Raw genomic sequence first — 19,323 nt, forward strand, 5'->3', positions numbered from 1 at the left:
TTCGTTACCTTTTCGGCACCGGACTCTCTTTAGCGCATACAACCAGAGCATTGTTTATCATGACGCATCGTTTTCTACTTCTTTCCGCTTGCTTGCTGCCCCTGCTCGGCCATGGGCAAAGCACGGTCTTGCAAAGTTTTCCCCTTTCGGCGGTGCAGCTGATGGACAGTCCGTTTCAGCAGGCGCAGCAGACCGATAAGGCCTACATACTGGCCCTCGACCCTAACCGGCTGCTGGCTCCCTACCAGACCGAGGCCGGCATTCAGCCAAAAGCGGAGCGCTATGGCAACTGGGAAAACACCGGCCTCGATGGGCACATTGGCGGGCATTATCTCTCGGCGCTGGCCCTTATGTATGCCGCCACCGGCGACGCGCAGGTGCAGCAGCGCCTCACCTATATGGTGGAGGAGCTAAACCGCTGTCAGCAGAAAAACGGCAATGGCTACCTTGGGGGCGTGCCGGGCGGCAAGGCCATGTGGCAGCAGGTGAAAGCCGGCAACATCAAAGCCAACAGCTTTGGGCTGAATGATAAGTGGGTGCCGCTTTACAACCTGCACAAAACCTACGCCGGCCTGCGCGACGCCTACCTGATTGGCGGCAACGCCAAGGCCAAAGATATGCTGATCAAGCTGACGGATTGGTGCCTGGACCTTACGGCCAACCTCACCGATGCCCAAATTCAGGACATGCTGCGCAGTGAGCACGGCGGCCTGAACGAAGTATTTGCCGACGTAGCCAGCATCACCGGCGACGCAAAGTACCTGAAGCTGGCCCAGCGCTTCTCGCACCAGGCTGTGCTAGAACCGCTGCTGGCTAGCCAAGACGTGCTCAGCGGCATGCACGCCAATACGCAGATTCCGAAAGTTATTGGGTTTGAGCGCGTGGCAGAAGCTGGTGGCAACCCTACCTGGTCCAACGCAGCCACGTTTTTCTGGAAAACCGTGGTGGAAAACCGCACCGTATCGATTGGGGGCAACAGTGTGAGTGAGCACTTCAACCCGGTTGATAACTTCTCCTCCATGCTCGAAAGCACGGAAGGACCGGAGACGTGCAACACCTATAACATGCTCAAGCTCAGCAAACAGCTGTACCTGCGCAGCGCATCTACCCGCTACCTCGACTACTACGAGCGGGCTATGTACAACCACATCCTTTCCACGCAACACCCCGAGGAGGGCGGCTTCGTGTACTTCACGCCCATGCGCCCGCGCCACTACCGCGTGTATTCGCAGCCGCAGGAAAGCTTCTGGTGCTGCGTGGGTTCGGGGCTGGAAAACCACGGCAAGTACGGCGAGCTGGTGTATGCGCACCGCAACCAGCAGGAGCTATTGGTGAATCTGTTTGTGCCCTCGCGCCTTGCCTGGGCCGAGCAGGGACTCACCCTAACCCAGCAGACGAAGTTTCCCTTTGAGGAACGCTCGCAACTACAATTGCAACTGAAAAAGCCGCGCACCTTTGCCCTCAGCATCCGGCAACCCAGCTGGGTGCCGGCCGGTCAACTAACCATTCAGATAAACGGCAAAGCCGTGACGCCTACCACCGCCGAGCCGGGCTACGCTACCGTAACGCGCAAGTGGCGTTCGGGCGATGTGGTGACGGTGGCTCTACCCATGCACACCACCGCCGAGTACATGCCCGACCACTCGCCCTGGGTGTCGTTTGTGCACGGGCCGCTGGTGCTGGCCGCCGTCACAGACACCACCGATCTGGCTGGCTTGCACGCCGACAGCAAGCGCATGGCGCACGTGGCAAGCGGTCCGCTCTACCCCGTGGAGGATGCCCCACTGCTTGTCTCTACCAGTCAGAATGTGGCCGAAGGCATCAAGCCTGTAGCTGGCAAGTCGCTGACATTCAGCGCCGCTAGCCTCATCAACTCCGATAAGTACCGCAACGTGCAGCTAGTGCCGTTCTACCAGATTCAGGATGCGCGCTACATGGTGTATTGGCCCGTGACAACGCCCGAAGGCTTGGCCGCCCGTAAGGAAGAAATCCGCCGCCGCGACGCCGAAAAACGCGCCTTGGAAGCCCGTACTATCGACCAGGTAACGCCCGGTGAGCAGCAGCCCGAGTCGGACCACAATTTCCAAAGCGACCGGTCGGAGACGGGCATTCACAGCAACCGCCACTGGCGGCACGCTGCAGGCTGGTTCAGCTACCAGCTGCGCAATCCCAACCGGGCCGCGCGTGCGCTGCGCGTCACTTACTCCGGCGGCGACCGAAATCGGCAGTTCACCATTCTGGTCAACGGTGCGCCGCTGACTCAGGTAACGCTCACGGGCAATCAAAAAAGCGACTTCTACGACGTGGAGTACGCCCTACCCGAATCTCTGCGTCGCGCCAACGCCCCTACTACCCTTACGGTGAAATTTGAGGCGGCAGCGGGCTCCACGGCGGGTGGCGTTTACGACGTACGGCTGCTTAACTAACGTCCTACTTACCGCCAGCTACTCCTTGTGCTAAACAATTCGAAACATCACCGCCATCCGAACCCGATACTATGTTACCAAAGCGTCCGAGACTATTCATCACTGCCCTAGCAGCGCTACTGCTACAAAACGCTGTTTCTTCTGCACAATCGATTGAGTTAGTCAATCCTATCCTGACCGGCTTCTACCCCGACCCTAGTATTACCAAGGTAGGCAAGGACTACTACCTAGTGAATTCAACGTTTTCCTACTTTCCTGGCATTCCGGTGATGCACAGCCAGGACCTCAAAAACTGGAAGCAGGTAGGTAACGTGATAGACCGGCCTTCGCAAATGACCTTCATGGGCGACCGGATGACCCGTGGGCTATTCGCGCCGGCCATTGAGCACCACAACGGCACGTTCTACGTGACGTGTACGCTGATCGACCACAAGGGCAACTTCGTGGTGACGGCCAAAAATCCAGCGGGCCCGTGGAGCGACCCGGTGTTCCTGCCCGAGGTGCGGGGCATCGACCCTTCCCTATACTTTGAGGGCGACAAGGCCTACGTTATCTACAACAGCGACCCGCCCGGCACGCCCCTGTACGATGGGCACCGCTCCATCAAGATTATTGAGCTGAACCCGCAGACGTTAAAAACCGTGGGTGAAGCCAAAATAGTGGTGAACGGGGGAGTAGACCTCAGCAAAAAGCCCGTCTGGATTGAAGGACCGCACTTGATGAAGCGGGGCGACTGGTACTACCTCTACGCGGCCGAGGGCGGCACGTCGGTCAACCACACCGAGGTAGTGTTCCGCGGCAAGACGGCCCTGGGGCCGTTTGTGCCTTATGAGAAGAACCCCATTCTCTCGCAGCGCGAACTGCCCAAAGACCGCAAAGACCCTATCACTTCGGCTGGTCACGCGCAGTTTGTAGAAGGACCCGATGGCAAGACGTATGCTATTTTCCTGGCTGTGCGACCCTACGAGGACAACTTCTATAACACGGGCCGCGAAACGTTTATCGTGCCTGTGGAGTGGAAGGATGAGTGGCCGGTAACGGTGCCTGGCCCCAACGGAGTGCAGTATTCCTACAAAGCCAACTTCCCCGAGGTAAAGCAGAAAGGCGCCCTACCCCAGAGCGGCAACTTCGCCTACACGCTCACCTTCGAGAAGCAACTCGACCCCGCGTTACTGTTTATGCGCACCGTAGACAGTACGAATTTTTCGCTGAGCAAAGCCAACGGCCTGACATTGAAATTGAAGCCGGAAACCGTGGCCGAGACGGGCAACCCGGCCTTCATCGGCAAGCGCCAGCAGCACATGTACGGCAGCGCCGAAACCGAACTGACGTTTGCGGCTAAGGCGGCCAACGAAACGGCGGGATTGGTGGTATTCCAAGATGAGAAGCACTTCTACTACCTCTGCAAGTCGGTGGAGAATGGCAAGCCCGTTGTGCAGCTGCTCAAGAGCACGGCCGACGCGAAGAACACCGAACTGCTGGCGAAAGCGCCTTTGAAAGCGGCGACCGGCAAAGTGCAGCTGCGCATCAACGCCGACGGTGATACCTATAGCTTCCGCTTTTCAGAGGACGGCAAAAAGTATACACTGTTGAAAGACAAGGTGGATGCGCGCTTCTTGAGCACGCAGGTGGCAGGTGGCTTCATTGGCTGCCTCTACGGTATGTATGGCACCTCGGCCGGACAGCCTACCACTAACACTGCCTCCTTCAAGTGGCTGAAGTACGAGGGCCACGACCCCATGTACAAGAAATAATACGCGGCCCGCTAGCTACGCTTCCACCTTTCCCAATATGCGCTTATTCCCACTCCTTTGCCTGCTCGTGCTACCCCTTGCTGCTGCCCAGGCCGCTAAGCCCATCCAGATTAGTAGCCCCGACGGGGCCGTGCAGGTGACGGTAGATGTAACGGCCCAAGGCCAGCCTACCTACGCTGTGCGCTACCGCCAGGCCGAGCTGCTACGACCCTCGCGCCTGGGCCTCCGCCTTGCCAGCGCCGACCTCACGCAGGGCCTCAAACTCACGAAAGCCGACAAGCAAACCGCTGTGGCCGACGACTACCAGCTGGCCACCGACAAGCGCGCCAACTGCCGCTATCGGGCCAACCGGCGCGTGCTGCACTTTATGGGGGCGGCCGGGGCGCCGCAGCTCAGCGTGGTGTTTCAGGTGTCGAATGATGGGGTAGCGTTTCAGTATGTACTGGAGGGACCTAGTAAGGAAGTCCAGCGGATCACGGCCGAAGCCACTTCTTTTCATTTGCCGACTAGTGCTAGAGGCTGGCTGCACCCACACGCCAAAGCCCAGACGGGATTTGCGAACACGCAGCCCTCGTATGAGGAAAACTACCAGCGCGGCATCGCGGCCGGCACGCCTTCTACCATCGGGCAAGGGTGGTCGTTTCCGGCCTTGTTTCAAACCGCCGGGCACTGGGTGCTGCTGACCGAGGCGGGCATGGGCCGCACCTACGCCGGCACCCATCTGGCCCACGAGTCGCCCGATGCCGAGTATGCCGTGGCCTTTCCGCAGGCCCCCGAAAAAACGACGCCCGACGCGGCCCTGCTGCCCGAAAGCAGCTTGCCGTGGAGTACGCCCTGGCGCGTGGTGGTAGTAGGAAATTCGCTGGCGCCCATCGTAGAATCGACGCTGACGACGGACCTGAGCGCGCCCGCTACAACGCCGGTGCTCACCGAGGCGCCCGGCAAATCGTCGTGGTCGTGGGTGCTGATGGGGGACCAAAACACCACCTACGACGTGCAACGCCGCTTCATCGATTACGCCGCTACTATGGGCTGGCGCTACTGCCTCGTGGATGCCCTCTGGGACAAGCAAATCGGCTACGACAAAACCCAGGAGCTGGCTCAGTACGCGCGCTCCAAAAACGTAGGCCTGCTGGTGTGGTACAACTCGAACGGCCACTGGAACCAGGCTCCGCAAACGCCTACTAACGTGCTGTTTGAACCCGAAAGCCGGCGCAAAGAGTTTGCGCGTATCAAGCAAATGGGCGTGGCTGGGGTAAAAATCGACTTCTTCGGAGGCGATGGGCAGTCGTTTATGAACTACTACCAGGACATCCTGACGGATGCTGCCCAGGCTGGCCTGCTGGTCAACTTTCACGGCACGACCATCCCGCGGGGCTGGAACCGGACTTACCCCAACCTGATGACGATGGAGGCCGTGAAGGGCTTCGAGTTCCTGACCTTCGACCAGCGCAACACCGATCAGGAGGCCACCCACTGCGCTACACTGCCCTTCACCCGCAACGCCGTGGGCCCAATGGACTTCACGCCCATGGCCTTCTCGGAGATACGTGGCAAGGAGCGCCGCACGTCTAATGCCTTTGAGCTGGCGTTGTCGGTGCTGTTTCAGTCGGGTATTCAGCACTATGCCGAGGTGCCCGAGGGCATGGCCGCGCAGCCCGCTTACGTGCAGGATTTCGTGAAGAAGCTGCCGCCGCGCTGGGCTGACGTGAAGCTGATGGACGGCTTCCCCGGCGAGTATGCGGTGCTTGCCCGGCAGGCCCCCGGCGGCGGGTGGTATGTGGCCGGCATCAACGCCACCGACGCACCCAAAACCATTCAGGTTGACCTCGGCAAGCTAGGCCTCGAAAACGGCACGCTCATCACCGACGGGGACACCAACCGCAGCTTCAGCACGCGGGCCGTGGCGGGCAGCACCGTCAGCGTAACACTGCCCGCGCGGGGCGGCTTCGTGGTGCAGCCCTAGGCCACTGATCGGCCTCGTCTCCCTACCATCTACCAAACGGTCAGCCCGTGCGAAGCGCCGCACGGCCGCTTATTTGCCTTATCTCTATGAACGCACGCTTTTCTTTCCTTCACCGCATCCGGGTTGGCTTGCTGCTGCTAGTCTTGCAATGCACTGGCCTAGGTAGCGTAACTGCCCAGCGCGCCCCCAAACCCAAACAGGCGCCTACTACGCAACAAGGGGCTTTTTACACGGGCAAGTACCCGAATTTGCTGCGGGAGGCAGGCTACAGTCAAGCCGCCATCGACCAGAAAGTAGCGCAGGCCTACCACGATGTATTCGAGGGGCCCAACAAGGTGTATTTCGAGGTAGGCGACTCGATGGCCTACGTGTCGGATGTGAAAAACCACGATGCTCGCACCGAAGGCATGTCGTATGGCATGATGGTGGCCGTGCAGATGAACAAAAAGCAGGTGTTTGACCGTCTCTGGCGCTGGTCGAAGAAGAACTTGCAGCACCAGAGCGGCCCGCTGGAAGGCTACTTCGCCTGGAGTTTCAGCACCACCACGATGAAGCTCAATTCGGAGGGGCCCGCCTCCGATGGCGAGCTGTACTTCGTTACGAGCCTGCTGTTTGCCGCCAACCGTTGGGGCAACAACACCAGCATCAACTACTACCAGGAGGCTCGCCGCATCCTGGATGCCTCGTGGAAAAAAGACGGTATGGGCGGCGTGCGCAACCTTTTCAATACCGAGCACAAGCAAATCACCTTTGCGCCGGTAGGGGATATGTATAACTGGACGGACCCCTCGTACCACGTGCCGGCCTTTCTGGAAGTGTGGGCCACCTACGCCAAGGACGGGCACGAGCCCTTTTACCGGGCCTGCGCCGATACGGCGCGGGCGTTTCTGCACCGTGCCTGCGCCGCTCCCACGGCCCTCAACTACGACTACACCGAGTTCAGCGGCAAGCCCCACGCTACCAAGTGGGCGCCGCCCGCCTTCCGCTACGACTCGTGGCGGGTGCCCATGAACATTGCCATGGACTACGTGTGGTTTGGCAAGGACAAGGCCTGGCAGGAGCAGTATGCGCGGCGCTTCCAAGGGTTTTTGCGCGGCAAGGGGGTGAACACCTTCGAGGACCAGTTCAACGTGGATGGCTCACGGCCCGAGTTTATTCTACAGGCCGGCGACGTTAAGAAATTGCGGCACTCCCTAGGCTTGGTGGCCACTAGCGCCTCGGCCTCGCTTATGCACCAAGACCGGGACCTGGCCTTTGTGCACGCGCTCTGGAATGCCAAGCTGGCCCCCTATGAAGACGGGTACTTCGACCCCTACTACGACGGCCTGCTGTACCTGTTTAGTCTGCTGCACCTGAGCGGCAAGTACCAGGCTATCAAGCCTGCTTAAGTTCGACTGTCTACTCACCTCAGCGTTCGTGGTCTATGCCTTATTCTTTGAAACGGAGTGTTTTAGCTATTGGCGTGTTCTTCGCGTCGGCGGTAGTGTCGCCGCTGACGGCGCAGGTGAAGCAGGCTCAAAACCCCATCATCTTTGCCGACGTGCCAGACCTATCCATGATTCGGGTAGGGGACACCTATTACATGAGCAGCACCACCATGCACATGACGCCGGGCGTGCCCATCATGAAGTCGAAAGACCTGGTGAACTGGCACTTGGTGAGCTACGCCTCCGACACGCTGGGCAACCAGGATGAGCTGACGCTGCGCAACGGCAAGAGCACGTACGGCCGCGGCTCGTGGGCCAGCAGCCTGCGGTTTCACCAGGGCACCTACTACGTCTCGACCTTCGCCCAGACCACGGGCAAGACCTACATCTATTCCACCAAGAACATTGAGAAGGGTCCCTGGAAAGCCGTGTCGTTTAAGCCGAGCTACCACGACCATTCCCTGTTTTTTGATGATGGCCGTGTGTACCTAGTATATGGCGCCGGCAAGCTGCAGTTGATTGAGCTGACGGCCGATGCCTCTGGTGTAAAGCCCGGTGCTACGGAGCAGGTGCTGATTGAAAACGCCAGCACCCCGGCCGGCCCCAACCTAGGCCTACCCGCCGAAGGTTCGCAGCTGTTCAAAATCAAAGGCAAGTACTACCTCTTCAACATCACCTGGCCCAAGGGCGGTATGCGCACCGTGGTGGTGCACCGGGCCGATAAGCTCACTGGCCCCTACGAAGGGCGGGTGGCGCTGCAAGACCTAGGCGTGGCCCAGGGCGGCCTCATCGACACGCCCGATGGTCGGTGGTTTTCCTACCTATTCCGCGACTACGGCGCCGTGGGCCGCATCCCGTACCTAGTGCCCGTGACATGGACTGACGGCTGGCCGGTGCTAGGTAGTCCGGCCGGCAAAGTACCTCAGACGCTGGCCCTACCCGCCAGCAAAGGCCTGATTCCGGGCATTGTAGCCTCGGATGAGTTTAGCCGGCGCAAGGGCGAGCCCGCCTTGCCGCTGGTGTGGCAGTGGAACCACAACCCCGAAAACTCCCTCTGGTCGCTGACTGACCGCCCTGGCTACCTACGCCTCAAAACCGGCCGCACGGATACCACCTTCTTGCTGGCGCGCAACACCCTCACCCAGCGCACCATCGGCCCGACTTGCGCCGGCACTACGGCTCTGGATGTATCGCACCTTAAGGATGGTGATTTTGCTGGCCTAGCCCTGCTGCAAAAGCGCTACGGCCTGGTGGGAGTGGAGTCGCGCAACGGCCAGAAGTCCATCGTTATGGTTAGCGCCGAGACGGAGAAACCCGTGGAGCTGCAACGCCTACCGCTGACGCAGAACACAGTGTACTTCAGGGCGGAATGCGACTTCACGGAGCGCAAGGACGTGGCGACCTTCTACTACAGCCTCGATGGCAAAATGTGGAAAGCCATTGGCGGCCCGCTCAAGATGGCTTACACGCTGCCCCACTTCATGGGCTACCGGTTCGGGCTGTTCAATTACGCCACGAAGCAGGCGGGCGGCTACGCCGATTTCGACTACTTCCGAATTGCGGAGACACTTACCAGTGCTAAGTAGCTTTTACCCAACGGTCATGCTGAGCGCAGCCGAAGCATCTCTACCGCTTCATCTGCACCGTTTAACGAATCGGTAGAGATGCTTCGGCTGCGCTCAGCATGACGGCCTCTTTTGACTTCACACTCTATCTGAAAATCCTACCCTCGATGCTGAAACACAAACTATCCTATATCCTAACTGGCCTAGCCTGCCTAGTGGGCGGCGCGGCCCAGGCGCAAAACCCGATTATTACCAATCAATTCACGGCCGACCCCACGGCGCGCGCGTTCAATGGGCGGGTGTACGTGTACCCCTCGCACGATATTCCGGCCGCGCCCGGCCGGGGGCGGGCCGGCTGGTTTGTGATGGAAGACTACCACGTGTTTTCCTCGGCTAACCTCACCGATTGGACCGACCACGGCGTCATCGTCACGCAAAACAAGGTGCCTTGGGTGAAGCCCGATAGCTACAGCATGTGGGCACCCGACTGCATTGCGCGCAACGGCAAATACTACTTCTACTTCCCGACTACCCCGAAGGACACGACCATCAACAAGGGCTTCACCATTGGGGTGGCTGTGGCCGATAAGCCTACCGGGCCGTTTGTGCCGCAGCCGATGCCCATTAAGGGCGTGCGCGGCATCGACCCCAACGTGTTTATTGACCAAGATGGACAAGCCTACCTGTATTGGTCGCAGGGCAACATTTACGGCGCCAAGCTGAAGGAGAACATGCTGGAGCTAGCCTCCGAGCCCGTGACGCTGGGCGAGCTGCCGACCAAAGGCTTGAAGGAGGGGCCCTACCTATTCAAGCGCAACGGCACGTACTACCTGACTTATCCGCACGTGGCCAACAAAACCGAGCGCCTCGAATACGCCACCAGCACGAGCCCCTTGGGGCCATTCACGGTGAAGGGCGTGCTAATGGACGAGTCGCCGACGGGCTGCTGGACCAACCACCACTCCCTGTTGGAGCTCAAGAACCAGTGGTACTTATTCTACCACCACAACGACTTGTCGCCCAACTTCGACAAAAACCGCTCGGTGCGCATCGACAGTCTATTTTTTGAGCCCGACGGCGCCATTCGCAAAGTAATTCCTACCCTGCGCGGCGTGGGCCTGACCGATGCCAAGCAGAAAATTCAGCTGGACCGCTACAGCCGCCTGAGCAGCAAAGGCGCTACCATCGCCTTCCTGGATACGGCCAACAAGTTCCAGGGCTGGAAAACGGTGTTTGCCAACAACCAGGGCTGGGTGCAATACAATGGGGTAGCCTTTGGCAAACAGACGCTCAAGACGGTGACGCTCCGCACAATGGCGGCTGCCGGCGCTACGGTGCAGCTGCGGGCAGATGGGGCCACCGGCCCGGTGCTCGCCCAAGTCACCGTGCCCAAGGGTAGCAAATGGCAGGAGGTGAAAGCGCCCTTATCGGTCTTTAAGCCCGGCACGCACACGCTGGTGGTGGCCTCCAAAACGAATAGCCCCGTCGAGATTGATTGGGTCAGGTTCGAATAAGCAGGATAGGCTGGGCGACGTAGTTGCGCCCAACCGGTTTGTTTTTACTGCGCGGCGCCGTGGGGTCCCAAACGCTCGTGCAGACTACCGTTTCCTTTCAAGTACGCAATGAAAACCATCTTCATCAGTATCTTCTTGTTGTGTGCTGCTGTAAATCTGCGCGCCGAGGACGGCCACCAACTGTGGCTGCGTCCGCACCAGGCGGCTCCGGTCACGGTGGTGATGGCGTCCAAAAACTCGGCCCTGCTCGCCATGGCCAAGCAAGAGCTGGAGCGCGGCTGGCAGGGTGCGGCCGGGGCTACCGTGACGCTAACGCTGAAAAAGGACAATGCCATTAAGCACGACGGCTTTCGCCTGGGCCCGACCAGTGTGCGAGCTACAACCGAAGCGGGCTTGCTCTACGGGGTTTTTGAATTATTGCGCCGCCAGCAAACGGGCCAGCCGGTGGCCGATAAGGTGTTCAACCCTTCCTATGAGTACCGGCTGCTGAACCACTGGGACAACCCCGACGGCTCGGTGGAGCGCGGCTACGCCGGGCACTCCATTTTCTGGCGCAAGGATAGCTCGTTTGTGGTCACGGCCAAGGACAAAGCGCTGTGGCAGGAATATGCCCGCGCCAATGCGTCGGTGGGCCTCAACGGGGCCGTTATCAACAATGTGAATGCCTCGCCGCGCATCCTCTCGGCTGACTACCTAGGCCGCACGAAAGCCATTGCCGACGTGCTGCGGCCCTACGGCGTGAAGACGTATTTAGCGGTGAAGTTTTCGTCGCCGGTGCTGCTGGGCGGGCTAAAAACGGCTGACCCGCTGGACCCGGCCGTCAGGAAGTGGTGGCAGGCCAAAGCGAAGGAGATTTACCAGCAGATTCCGGATTTTGGTGGCTTCCTGGTAAAAGCCAGCAGCGAAGGCCAGCCCGGCCCGCAGGACTATGGCCGTACCCACGCCGACGGCGCCAATATGCTGGCCGAGGCCGTGCGGCCCTATGGCGGCCTGGTGATGTGGCGGGCCTTCGTGTATAGCCCCAATGATAAGGACCGCGCCAAGCAGGCCTACAACGAGTTTGTGCCGCTGGATGGCAAATTCCGCGACAATGTTATTGTGCAGGTGAAAAATGGGCCGGTTGATTTTCAGCCCCGCGAGCCGTTCAGCCCGCTTTTTGGGGCCATGAAAAAGACCTCCGTGATGCCCGAGTTTCAGATTACGCAGGAATACCTAGGGCACGCGATTGACTTGGTATTTCTCTCGACCATGTGGGAGGAATGCCTGCGCAGCGACACCTACCAGGCCGGCCCCGGCAGCACAGTAGCCCGCTGCACCGATGGCAGCGTGTACCCGCAAAAGCACACGGCCATGGCGGGCGTCGCTAATGTGGGCCTTGACACTAACTGGACCGGCCAGGACTTCGGCCAGGCCAATTGGTACGCCTTCGGCCGCCTAGCCTGGAACAACCAGTTGTCCAGCGCGCAGATTGCCGACGAGTGGCTCAAGCAAACCTTTGCCGGGGCCGCCGACCAGCGTGCCACCACGGCTGCCGCGTCGGACTGGAATACCAATTTTCTGGTTCCGATCACGCAGCTGATGTTGGCCAGCCGCGAAGCCGCCGTGAACTACTCTATGCCCCTGGGTTTGCACCATATCATGTCGGCCACGCATGACCACTACGGCCCCGGCCCCTGGTGGGCCCCGCCAAAAATGCGCGCAGACTGGACCCCGCCCTACTACCACCAGGCCTCCGCCAACGGCGTGGGCTTTGACCGCACCACCGGAGGGAGCAACGCCGTAAGCCAGTACCACGAGCCGCTGGCCGCACAGTTCAATAACCCCGCCACCTGCCCCGACGAGTACTTGCTCTGGTTCCACCACTTGCCCTGGGACTTCAAGATGAAAAGTGGCCGCACGCTCTGGGACGAACTGGCGCTGCACTACGACCAAGGCGTGCACCAAGTGCGCCAATTTCAGCAAGTGTGGGATAAAGCCCAGCCCTACGTGGATGCGGAGCGCTTCGTGGCGGTGCAAAACAAACTGCGCGCTCAAAGCGGCAACGCCGTGCTGTGGAAAGACGCTTGTCTGCTCTACTTCCAGCAGTTTAGCCACCTGCCCATTCCGGCCACCGTCGAGCCGCCGATGCACACCCTGGAGGGCATAATTGCCAACGACATGGTGCGGCCCCTGCCACGGCCTTAATACTGCCGCTTATTGCTCAGCGGTAGGCGAGCTATACACGCTGTTTTTACCTTATTCCTATGCTTAAGCAATTCCTGTATACTACCCTGCTCGTTGCACTTGGGCAAGCCGCCATTACCCCGTGCAGCTACGGTCAGGTGGCTGCTAAGCCAGGCGCAAACCCGATTATCCGCGACGTATTTACCGCCGACCCGGCGCCGCTGGTATATAAGGACAAGCTCTACCTCTACGTGGGCCACGACGAGGCCAAAGAGGGTCAGATGTTCAACATGAACGACTGGCTGTGCTACTCTACCACCGACATGAAGAACTGGACCGCGCACGGCCCCATTATGAACGTGCGCGACTTTAAGTGGGCTAGCAAGGATGCCTGGGCGTCGCAGGTGGCCCGCAACGGCAAGTTTTACTTCTATGCGGCGGTGCAGCAGGGCGCGCCCGTCAATGCCAAGGCCATTGGGGTGGCGGTGTCGGATAGCCCTACCGGGCCCTTCGTCGATGCCCGCGGCTCGGCCCTGGTTACGGACCAGACCACGCCTGGCCCCAACGGATGGGACGACATCGACCCCACCGTGTTCGTGGATGACGATGGCACGGCGTGGCTGGCCTGGAGCAACCCCAACTGCTACTTGGTCAAGCTCAAGCCCAACATGACGGAGCTTGATGGGCCCGTGCAGCGCATCGAGCTGCCCAACTACACCGAAGGTCCCTGGCTGCACAAGCGGGGCAAGCTGTACTACCTTACCTACGCCGCCTTCGCGCACCAGGGCATGTGGGAGAAAATGTGCTATGCCACTGCCCCCAAGGTCACCGGTCCCTGGACCTACCGCGGCATCCTGACCGACCAGACCAAGAACAGCTACACCATTCATGCGGGCATTGTCGAGTTTAAAAAACAGTGGTACTTCTTCTACCACAATGCCACGCTCACCTTACCCACCGGCGAAAGTGGTGCCCTGGGGCGCCGTAGTGTGTGCGTGGAGTACCTATATTATAATCCGGACGGTACTATTCAGCCCATCTCCCAAACCGTGGCCGGCGTGAGCGTGTCGCCCAAGCCCAATGACAGCCGCCCCGCACCGTCTGCCAGCGCGCCCGTTGCCACCGCCCCCGGCGTCAGCGTTACCCACAACCTTCAGCCGCGCCCCGCGCAATGGCTTGGCGCGCCCCTGCTGAGCACCATGGCCAACCCGGCCAACACCGCCCTCGACAACATCAGCTTCAACCACGACAAGGGCGGCACCAGCCTGGGCCAAACCTTCCGGGTGACGGCCGATGGCAAACTCACGCGCCTCGACCTGTTTGGGGGCGACGGCTTCGGCACCGATGCCCAGCAGCCCGTGACGTTGGCGCTCTACTACCTGGGCACGCAGGATAACCCGACCTATACTCCTGGCACCAACCTGCTAGGGGGTGGCAAAGGGTTAGCCATTGCCTACACGCCGCAGCCTGCGGGGCTGTTGCAGTTCGACTTTGCGGCCGCTAACCAAGTGCCTTTATTAGCCGGCCACACCTACGCGTTTGAGCTGCAAGGTTTAGAAAAAACGGCGCCGCTTTTCTGGCGTGTGAGCCGGCAAGAGGCCTACCCGGCCGGGGGCGCCTACTTCAACCGGCAGCCGCTGCGGCTGAACGACAAGCCCGGCTACGACTTTGGCTTGGCCGTGTACACCACGGCCAACCCGAAATAACGGTCGCCATCGGGTTGCCGACTATCTTAGGAGCATTACTCTTTTCTCTACCTAGCTACTTCCTACCCACCATGAAATTGTTGTTTCCCCTGCTGGCGAGCGTGGCCCTGCTGAGCGCCGACCCCGCCGTGGCCCAAAAAACCATCATGGAAGCCCCCAGGGGCTTTGACCAGCCCGCTGCCGGCATTGCCACCGGCAAGCTGGACAGCATTAGCTATACCTCCAAAACCGTGGGCACGGTGCGCAAGGCGCTGGTGTACACGCCGCCGGGCTATTCCAAGAAAAAGAAATACCCAGTGCTCTACCTGCTGCACGGCATCGGCGGCGACGAGAAGGAGTGGCTCAAAGGCGGGCGCCCGCAGGTGATTTTGGATAATCTGTACGCGGCCGGCAAGCTCAAGCCCATGCTGGTGGTAATGCCCAACGGCCGGGCCATGAAGGACGACCGACCCATTGGCAATATCTACGGCCCAGATAAGGTAGCCGCCTTCGCTAACTTCGAGCAAGACCTGCTCACCGACCTCATTCCCTACATCGAAAAGAATTACCCGGCCCTCAAAAATCGCGAGGACCGGGCCATTGCCGGCCTGTCGATGGGCGGGGGGCAGTCGTTGAACTTTGGGCTAGGCCACCTCGATAAGTTTGCCTGGATAGGGGGCTTCTCGTCGGCCCCGAATACCAAGCAGCCCGAGCAGCTGGTACCCGACCCGGCGAAAGCTAAAAAGCAGCTCAAGCTCCTCTGGATTTCGTGCGGCGACCAGGACGGCCTGCTGCCCATCAGCCAGCGCACCCACGACTACCTCTACGAGCACAACGTGCCGCACGTGTACTACCTGGAAGCCGGTGGGCACGACTTCAAAGTCTGGAAAAACGGGCTTTATATGTTCTCGCAGCAGCTGTTTAAGCCCGTGGATGTAGCCGCGCTGCCCACCTACACGGTACTGGGCGCGCCGGCCTCCACCAACGTGCGCAATGCCAAGTACCCCCAGATTCTGCCCGACAACCGCGCCGTATTTCGCCTGAAAGCCCCTGGCGTGCAAAAGGCCCAGCTGGACCTAGGGCGTAAGTACGACATGGTGAAGGACAGTACGGGCACCTGGACCGTCACCACTGATACCCTGAGCCGCGGCCTGCACTACTACTCTCTGGTGCTCGACGACTTACCTATTGCCGACCCCGCCAGCGACACCTTCTACGGCATGGGGCGCATGGCCAGCGGCATTGAAATACCGGGCCGCGGCACCGGCTTCTACGCCCTGCGCGACGTGCCCCACGGCGAGGTGCGGGAGCGGCGGTACTTCTCCAAAGTCACCAACTCATGGCGCCGGTTTTTCGTGTACACGCCGGCCGACTACGATGCCAACACGGCCGCTAAATACCCGGTGCTGTACCTGCTGCACGGCGGTGGCGAAGACGAGACCGGCTGGGCCAAGCAAGGCAAAACCAACGTGATTCTGGATAACCTGATTGCCGACAAAAAAGCCAAGCCCATGCTCGTGGTGATGCTCGACGGCAACATGGGTGGCCCCGGCGGCCTAGCTGGCTTCGGTGAGCCGACGCTGAAGCGCTTTGAAGACGAACTCAAGCAAACTGTGCTGCCGGTGGTGGAAAGCAACTACCGCGTAGCGCCCGGCGCTCAGAATCGGGCATTGGCGGGCCTGTCGATGGGTGGCCTACAGACGCTGTACGCGGGCATGAAAAACACCGACATGTTCAGTTACCTCGGCGTGTTCAGCTCGGGCTTCTTTGCCAATAACGCGGCTTTGTCGGACCCGCAGTATGCTTATATGAAGGCCAACGCGGGCACCATCAATACCAACCTCAAGCAGCTGTGGCTCTCGATGGGCGGGCCTGAAGACATTGCCTACGCCAACAACAAAGTGATGCGCGCCAAAATGGACGAGTTGGGCATCAAGTACGTGTACAGCGAGTACCCCGGCGGCCACACCTGGCCCGTGTGGCGCCACGATTTGTACCAGTTTGCCCAAAAGCTGTTTTAAGCAGCTAGCTAGCCGTGGCTAAGAAGTCTTAGAAGACCGTCATGCTTCATCTGGCGTCCGCTTGTCGAAGCATCTCTCCCGCTTTGCCTACCGGTTGTAGAGACGCATACTTGCGTCTCCCGCGTGCTGATGTTGTTTAGCTAGCGGTTCTAGGCCAGTCGTTCAACAAGGAGACGCAAGTATGCGTCTCTACATCGTCCTTATAAAGCGGGAGAGATGCTTCAGCAAGCTCAGCATGACGGTCTGAATAAATCCATAAAACCCATTCCACCACTCACTTTCTTCGGAAGTCAGTGCTCACCCCACCCGCATATGAGGAAACTTCACTGGTCGGCTCGGGCCTCTTTGCTACTGCTCTACTGGGTAACTTTCCTATCCGCCGCGGGCAAGCCCAAGCCTACCCCGCTACGACTGTGGTACGACAAACCAGCCGCCAACTGGAATGAGGCCCTACCCCTAGGCAATGGCCGAATGGGGGCCATGGTGTTTGGCGGGCCCCAGCGCGAGCGGTTGCAGCTGAATGAGGAGACTATCTGGGGCGGTGGGCCCAACAACAACGTGAAGGCCGATGCGCTGCCGGTGGTGCGGCGGCTCCGTGAGCAACTGCTGGCCGGACAGCTGGTGGAGGCGCAGGCCCTGGCGCAAGCCCAGATGCAGCCCGCTGGCAACAGCGGCATGCCCTACCAAACGGCCTCAAACGTATACCTCGACTTCCCAGGCCACGACAACGCCACCCACTACCAGCGCGACCTGGACATCGGCCGGGCCGTGGCCTCGGTGAGCTACGAGGTAGGCGGGGTGGCCTACCGGCGCGAAGTGTTCAGCTCCCTGTCCGATCAGGTGCTAATCGTGCGACTCACGGCTAGCAAGCCGGGCCGCATCAGTTGCCTGATCAGTGAGGAAAGCCCCATGCAGCACACCCGGCACGCCGAGCAAAACCAGTTGGTGCTGGATGGTCGCGGAAGTGAGCATGAAGGGCAGGAGGGGAAGGTGCGTTTCCAGACGCGGGTGCAGGTTGTGGCCGAGGGCGGCACCGTGCAAGCCACCGACGCGGGTATTCGTTTGGAGGGAGCCAACAGCGCTACGCTCTACATTTCTATTGGCACCAACTTCAACAATTACCATGATGTAAGCGGCGACCCGGCCGCGCGGGCCGCAGCCTACCTTGCCACTGCCGTGCGCAAGTCCTACAAGCAAGCCCTGGCCGACCACGTAGCAGCCTACCAGCGCTACTTCAACCGCGTGACGCTGAACCTGGGCGTGACGCCTGCTGCCCAGCTGCCCACGCCCCAGCGTCTGACTGGTTTTGCCCAGGGCAATGACCCCGCGCTGGCGGCTTTGTATTTTCAGTACGGCCGATACCTACTCATCAGCTCCTCGCAGCCGGGTGGGCAGCCCGCCAACCTGCAAGGCATCTGGAACGACCAGCTCAAGGGACCCTGGGACAGCAAGTACACGGTGAACATCAACACCGAAATGAACTACTGGCCCGCCGAAGTCACCAACCTGACCGAGCTGCACGAGCCGCTGTTTGGGATGATAAGCGACCTGAGCGTAACCGGTCAGCAGACCGCCCGCCAGATGTATGGGGCCCGCGGCTGGGCCCTGCACCACAACACCGATATCTGGCGCATCACGGGCCAAGTTGACCCGCCGCAGTACGGCCTCTGGCCCATGGGCAGCGCCTGGCTTACGCAGCACCTCTGGGACCATTACCAGTTCACTGGCGACCTAGGTTTTCTGCGCACCTACTACCCTGTGCTGAAGGGCGCGGCCACCTACTTCGTTGATGCTCTGCAGGAAGAGCCAACCCACCACTGGCTGGTGGTAGCTCCTTCGGTGTCGCCTGAAAATACGTATTCACTTCAAGGTAAGCAGATTGCCCTTGTTGCTGGCACCACCATGGACAATCAGCTGGTGCTTGACCTGTTCTCGAAAACCATCCGGGCCGCCGAGCTGCTGCAGTTGGATACGCCATTTGCGGATAGTCTGCGCCGCTTGCGCGAGCGGCTGCCGCCCATGCAGATTGGTCAGCATGGGCAGGTGCAGGAGTGGCTGCAAGACGTAGACAACCCCCAGGACCAGCACCGCCACATTTCCCACCTCTACGGCCTGTTTCCGAGCGGACAAATTTCACCTTACCGCACGCCGGAGCTGTTTGAGGCCGCCCGCGTGACGCTCACTCAGCGCGGCGATGTGTCTACGGGCTGGTCGATGGGGTGGAAGGTGAACTTCTGGGCGCGCATGCAGGATGGTAACCACGCCTACAAGCTGCTCACCGATCAGCTGCGGCTGCGCTCCGGCGCGGGTGGCAACACGGGAGAGGGCGGTGGCACTTACCCAAACCTGCTGGACGCCCACCCGCCGTTTCAGATTGACGGCAACTTCGGCTGCACTGCTGGGCTAGCCGAATTGTTTGTGCAGAGCTACGATGGAGCTATTGACATTTTGCCTGCCTTGCCCGACGCCTGGCCTACGGGCGAAGTAACGGGCTTGGTGGCCCGCGGCGGCTACGTAGTGGACCTGGCCTGGGACAAGGGCAAGATTACCCGTGCGCGCATCACTTCGAAGCTAGGAGGCAACTGCCGCATACGGGTGCATAGCTCTATAGCGGCTGCTAGCGGCTTGAAGCTGCGGGAAGCGCAGGGCGAAAACCCCAACCCGTTCTACCAAAACATAGCCGTTAAGCCGCCCCTGGTTTCCTCCAAAACTACCCCTAGGCGGCCCACGCTGGCCCCGTCGTTTGTGTATGATTTTCCCACCGAAGCCGGCAAAACCTATTCCCTAAAAGCCCAGTAGCTC

The 19,323-nt window shown here is 60.2% G+C and carries 10 protein-coding genes; all 10 read left to right on the forward strand.

Translation table 11 applies throughout. From position 1 onward, the window contains the following. Positions 1-59: 59 nt before the first annotated feature. The 10 genes from KYK14_RS06300 (at position 60) to KYK14_RS06345 (ending at position 19,320) form a co-directional block, all read left to right on the forward strand. On the forward strand, positions 60-2,426 hold the full coding sequence (locus KYK14_RS06300) for a glycoside hydrolase family 127 protein (protein ID WP_219157880.1): 2,367 nt from the start codon (positions 60-62) through the stop codon (positions 2,424-2,426). A gap of 71 nt (positions 2,427-2,497) precedes the next feature. Further along, a complete protein-coding gene (locus KYK14_RS06305; protein WP_185283959.1) occupies positions 2,498-4,180 on the forward strand; it encodes a glycoside hydrolase family 43 protein in 1,683 nt (560 codons plus the stop codon). A 37-nt stretch (positions 4,181-4,217) separates the two neighbouring features. Beyond that, positions 4,218-6,146 (forward strand): glycoside hydrolase family 97 protein, encoded by a 1,929-nt coding sequence (locus tag KYK14_RS06310; protein WP_219157882.1) that lies wholly within the window; start codon positions 4,218-4,220, stop codon positions 6,144-6,146. An 86-nt stretch (positions 6,147-6,232) separates the two neighbouring features. Then, positions 6,233-7,534 carry a family 8 glycosyl hydrolase gene (locus KYK14_RS06315; RefSeq protein ID WP_219157884.1) on the forward strand — a complete coding sequence of 434 codons (1,302 nt, stop codon included), beginning with the start codon at positions 6,233-6,235 and terminating at the stop codon, positions 7,532-7,534. 74 nt (positions 7,535-7,608) lie between these two features. Next, positions 7,609-9,159, forward strand: a complete 1,551-nt coding sequence (locus KYK14_RS06320; protein ID WP_343217062.1) for a glycoside hydrolase family 43 protein — start codon at positions 7,609-7,611, stop codon at positions 9,157-9,159. A 98-nt stretch (positions 9,160-9,257) separates the two neighbouring features. Continuing rightward, on the forward strand, positions 9,258-10,652 hold the full coding sequence (locus KYK14_RS06325) for a family 43 glycosylhydrolase (RefSeq protein WP_246601709.1): 1,395 nt from the start codon (positions 9,258-9,260) through the stop codon (positions 10,650-10,652). Between the two features lie 108 nt (positions 10,653-10,760). Beyond that, positions 10,761-12,836 carry an alpha-glucuronidase gene (locus tag KYK14_RS06330; RefSeq protein WP_219157888.1) on the forward strand — a complete coding sequence of 692 codons (2,076 nt, stop codon included), beginning with the start codon at positions 10,761-10,763 and terminating at the stop codon, positions 12,834-12,836. Positions 12,837-12,895: 59 nt separating this feature from the next. Then, positions 12,896-14,521, forward strand: coding sequence for a glycoside hydrolase family 43 protein (locus KYK14_RS06335; RefSeq protein ID WP_219157890.1), 1,626 nt, complete (start codon positions 12,896-12,898; stop codon positions 14,519-14,521). A gap of 71 nt (positions 14,522-14,592) precedes the next feature. Continuing rightward, positions 14,593-16,521 (forward strand): alpha/beta hydrolase-fold protein, encoded by a 1,929-nt coding sequence (locus KYK14_RS06340; RefSeq protein ID WP_219157892.1) that lies wholly within the window; start codon positions 14,593-14,595, stop codon positions 16,519-16,521. Positions 16,522-16,833: 312 nt separating this feature from the next. Continuing rightward, entirely contained in the window at positions 16,834-19,320 is a 2,487-nt protein-coding gene (locus KYK14_RS06345) for a glycoside hydrolase family 95 protein (protein WP_219157894.1), read from the forward strand. The last annotated feature ends 3 nt before the right edge of the window (positions 19,321-19,323 follow it).

Origin of the sequence: Hymenobacter profundi, assembly GCF_019334315.1 — a bacterium.
GTDB classification, from domain to species: Bacteria; Bacteroidota; Bacteroidia; order Cytophagales; family Hymenobacteraceae; genus Hymenobacter; species Hymenobacter profundi.